1 protein-coding gene and 1 pseudogene are annotated in these 1,129 nt (G+C 72.0%); one reads left to right on the forward strand and one right to left on the reverse strand.

Annotated elements, in window-relative coordinates:
• Positions 1-24: 24 nt before the first annotated feature.
• Positions 25-909: a peptide chain release factor N(5)-glutamine methyltransferase gene (prmC, locus tag I5G_RS05110; RefSeq protein WP_022878100.1), complete on the reverse strand. Its 885-nt coding sequence runs from the start codon at positions 907-909 to the stop codon at positions 25-27.
• A 99-nt stretch (positions 910-1,008) separates the two neighbouring features.
• Between prmC and I5G_RS26370 the strand changes: the two are divergent.
• A pseudogene (locus I5G_RS26370) lies at positions 1,009-1,129 on the forward strand (cysteine synthase A); the annotation flags it as partial.

Here is a 1,129-nt window from a genome sequence, read left to right on the forward strand (position 1 = left end):
ACCGACGCCGACCGTATGAAACGGTCAGGGATGAATCGCGGTCGTCGCGCGGTCGCGGGTCGTGAGGTCGGGGTGGGTCGCGGCGGCCCGCCATCCGTCGGCGGCGAGGATCTCGCGGATCGCTGCGCCCTGCCACTCGCCGTGCTCGATGACGATCGTCCCGCCCGGGTGCGCGAGGCGGAGTCCGACGCGGCTGAGCACGCGCACGGCATCCAGTCCGTCCGGACCGCCGTAGAGGGCCGCGGGCGGGTCGTACAGGCGCACCTCGGGATCGCGCGGGATCGCGTCGTCCGGAACGTAGGGGGGATTGGATGCCACGACCGAGACGGTCCCGTCCAGTTCCGGGAAGGCGTCGGCGAGGTCGATGAACGCCAGGGTCAGGTTCGTGGCCCCGATCCGCGCGACGTTCTCCTTCGTCCAGATGAAGGCGTCGACGGAGTTCTCGGCGGCGAAGACCCGCGCGTGCGGGACCTCGGTCGCCATCGCGAGGGCGATCGCGCCGCTCCCTGTTCCGAGGTCGACCGCGATCGGGGACGGGGATGCCGAGGATCCGAGGGCGTCGATCGCGAGCTGCGCCACCATCTCCGTCTCGGGACGCGGAACGAAGACGCCGGGGCCGACGGCGAGTTCCATCGAGCGGAACGGCGCGCGCCCCGTGAGATGCTGCAGCGGCTCGCGCGCGCAGCGACGGTCGACGAGCGGGAGGAGCGCGGCCGCGGCGGTCTCGGGCAGACGGTCGCCGCGGATGGCGGCGGCCTGCACTCCCCCGCGCGACGTCGACAGGACGTGAGCGAGGAGGAGTTCGGCATCCACTCGGGGATCGGGGATGCCGGCGGACGAGAAGCGCGCCGCCGTGTCGCGGAGGACGTCGGCGACGGCGAGCAGGGCGGAGTGTACGGAGTCGGGCATGACGGATCCCGAGCCTAGTCGCGCGGCGTCACACAGGGCCGCGGGGATCGGCCGCTCACCTAGGATTGTCGCGATCCGACCGACGGCGAAAGGCGAGCCATGCCCGGCATCCACTCCGACATCACTTCCGCGTTCGGCGACACGCCGCTGGTGCGGCTCAACCGTGTCGCTGAGGGCGCCGGAGGCCAGATCCTGGCCAAGCTCGAGTTCTACAACCCCG

This window comes from Microbacterium sp. B19 (assembly GCF_000333395.1).
In the GTDB taxonomy this organism is placed as follows: Bacteria; Actinomycetota; Actinomycetes; order Actinomycetales; family Microbacteriaceae; genus Microbacterium.

What these genes read in the sequence shown, in the direction of transcription:
- prmC (WP_022878100.1), bottom strand. Translation starts at nt 909, where the DNA reads ATGCCCGACTCCGTACACTCCGCCCTGCTCGCCGTCGCCGACGTCCTC.